This is a genomic window from Candidatus Contendobacter odensis Run_B_J11 (assembly GCF_000531125.1).
Taxonomy (GTDB): domain Bacteria; phylum Pseudomonadota; class Gammaproteobacteria; order Competibacterales; family Competibacteraceae; genus Contendibacter; species Contendibacter odensensis.
Map to the genome: position 1 here is coordinate 1 of NZ_CBTK010000207.1, position 2,744 is coordinate 2,744.

3 protein-coding genes and 1 pseudogene are annotated in these 2,744 nt (G+C 60.6%); all 4 read left to right on the plus strand.

Features of this window, described 5'->3' with window-relative positions; genetic code table 11:
- Nucleotides 1-81: 81 nt before the first annotated feature.
- A complete protein-coding gene (locus BN874_RS12335; protein WP_051497787.1) occupies nucleotides 82-618 on the plus strand; it encodes an MFS transporter in 537 nt (178 codons plus the stop codon).
- Nucleotides 619-1,230: 612 nt separating this feature from the next.
- Nucleotides 1,231-1,850: pseudogene (locus BN874_RS12340) on the plus strand (IS3 family transposase); the annotation flags it as partial.
- Nucleotides 1,851-1,928: 78 nt separating this feature from the next.
- Nucleotides 1,929-2,405, plus strand: a complete 477-nt coding sequence (locus BN874_RS12345; RefSeq protein ID WP_034433771.1) for a helix-turn-helix domain-containing protein — start codon at nucleotides 1,929-1,931, stop codon at nucleotides 2,403-2,405.
- Nucleotides 2,402-2,744 (plus strand): transposase (locus tag BN874_RS12350; protein WP_034433774.1); only part of this gene is annotated, 343 nt, incomplete at its 3' end. The genes BN874_RS12345 and BN874_RS12350, both read left to right, overlap by 4 nt.

The following is a 2,744-nucleotide window of genomic DNA, read 5'->3' on the forward strand; positions in this document are numbered from 1 at the left end:
TGATTAGCGGAATGCCCGGAATAAGGCGGATTACCCAGCACCACCATAATCGGCGCGTTCTGGACCTTTGCCGCCATCGCCGTGCTGTACGCCTTCGCCGAGGGCGCCTTCAGTAATTGGGCGGTGATTTACCTGCGGGAAGCCAAGGCCCTGCCGGCGGGCGTGGCGGCGCTGGCCCTGTCGGTGTTCTGGGCTGCGATGGTGACGGGACGCTTGCTGGTGGCGGTGCTGGTGGTTCGGGTCGCGCCCCAGGTGATTTGGCTGACGCTACCAGTGTTGATGGCCGCCGCGTTTCTGCTGCTGCCCGGCGCGAATACGCCCGCGCTGGGACTGGGGCTGTTCGCGCTGGCGGGGTTGGCCTGCTCGGCCTTTTTCCCGCTGACCATCACGCTGGCTTCGGCGCGATTCCCCGATCAGGTGGCCTGGGTATCGTCCATGCTGATCGCCGCGCTGATGGTCGGGGTAGGACTGGGGTCGTTCGTAATCGGCCCGCTGCGGGAATGGCTGGCTCTGGAGCAGATTTACCGGTTCTCGACCCTTTATCCCATCTTGGTCATCGGGCTGGCCGGGTGGCTGACGGTTTCGCAGCGGCGGGTGGCGGCGGGTGGCGGCATGTAGAATTCCGAACGCGCCACTCCGGGCGGCGCTTCGGGCGTAAAACTGATTGGTTTGCTGGAATGCGCGCTCGAATCGCCATCAGCATCTTGGTTGGGTTTAGCCTATCAGAGTACGGGGCCGTAATATCAATGGTTCGGACAGTTTTGGCTTTCAGCCTCGTAGAACGAGTTATTTTATCGAACTCCGGTCAAACCCTGAGTTGAATTTAATGATGCCGATGAAGGCTAACCGGTCTTACCACCTATCAGGGGTTCTACGCCCAAAACCGCGAAATTTTTGAAAGTTTTTAAATTCAATAACTTGTTGTCATTCAGCGTTGGGTTCCGAAGCCTAACAGACCTATTCACTCCCGTGTTAAGCCGTCTTTCATCTCTATGAGGGTGCCCACTCGTAACTTTCCGGTTTTCGATGACGAGGACTCTCCGATTTTTCCGCCTTCAAGCCCCGAAAATAGTAGCAGCCACAGCCAAACTTTCCGTAAAAGGGTTCTTTTATCGAAAGTTTGCAACATGTTCAGGCGACCTAAAAGCCGATCTAGCTTCCAGAATCTTCAGATAAGATATTGATTATAAGTAATTTCAAAAATTTCGCGGTTTTGGGCGTAGAACCCCAGTCTGGGATGAGAATTTCCAAGTCTATGGGGTGCACAAGGTCTGGCGCCCGTTGCAACGTGAAGGGGTCAGCGCGGCACGCTGTACCGTCGAACGGCTGATGCGGCAGAGGGGGGCTTGCAAGGGGTCGTCCGTGGCAAGACGCCCCGAACGACGTTCAGTGACAAGGCAACGCCCTGTCCCCAGGATCACGTCCATCGCCCATTCTGCGCGGATCGTCCGAATGTCCTGTGGGTCTCTGACTTCACCGATGTTTCAACTTGGCAAGGCTTTGTCTCTGTGGCCTTCGTCATCGACGTCTTTGCCCGGCGGATCGTCGGCTGGAAGGTCTCCCGCTCAGCGCGCACGGACTTCGTGCTCGACGCTCTCGAGCAGGCACTGTACGCACGGCAGCCCGCTCAGCCGGGTGGTGGCCTGATCCATCACCGTGATCGGGGCGTGCAGTACGTCTCGATCCGCTCTACCGATCGATGGGCAGAGGCCCGCATTGAGCCATCGGTGGGTAGCGTGGGCGACTCGTAGGACAACGCGCTGGCAGAAACCATCAACGGCCTCTACAAAGCCGAGGTGATTCACCGGCAGTCCTGGAAAAACGGTGAGGCGGTAGAGCTGGCTACTCTAGTACTTCACCCGCTCTAAGTTGACTTCAAGTAGGGCATGAGTTTTCCTGGAAGGGTACCCCCGACCCGGAGCCTGACCATGCCATTGCCCAAATACATCGTCCGCCTAACCGAAGAAGAGCGCACCGAACTGGAGGATCTGAGCCGCACCGGGAAGCGGGCCGCATCGGTGTTGATCCATGCCCGCATTTTGCTCAAGGCCGACGTCGGCGACGGCGGGCCGGGCTGGGACGACGAACGGATTGCCGAGGCGGTCGAGTGTGGGGCGTCCACGGTGTACCGGGTGCGCCGGGCGCTGGTCGAGGAAGGGCTGGCGGCGGCGCTGTTTCGCAAGAAACCGACCGGCCGGCAGTACCGCAAGCTGGATGGCGCCCAAGAGGCCCGGCTGATCGCGCTGGCCTGCGCCGCGCCGCCCGAAGGGCGGAGCCGGTGGACGATGCGGCTGCTGGCGGATCGGCTGGTGGAACTGGATGTGGTGGACACCATCGGCCCGGAATGCGTGCGCACGACGTTAAAAAAAACGAACTCAAGCCGTGGTTGCGGAAGCAATGGGTGATCCCCCCGCAGGCCAACGCCGAGTTCGTGTGCGCCATGGAGGATGTGCTGGAGGTCTATACCCGACCCCACGACCCGGCGTGTCCGGTGGTCTGCCTGGACGAGATCGGCAAGCAGTGGGTGGCCGAAACCCGGACCCCCCTGCCCGCCGAACCCGGCCAGCCCGAACGGGTGGACTACGAGTACGAGCGACGGGGGACGGCTAATCTGTTCATGACCTTCGAACCCCTCACCGGACAACGCCACGTCACCGTCACTGACCGGCGCACCGCAGTGGATTTCGCCGAGGAGGTCAAGGACCTGCTGGAGGTCCGCTATCCCCGCGCCGAGAAAGTGGTCC

Coding starts and splice junctions, on each gene's coding strand:
- BN874_RS12345 (WP_034433771.1), top strand. CDS start 1,929: ATGCCATTGCCCAAATACATCGTCCGCCTAACCGAAGAAGAGCGCACC.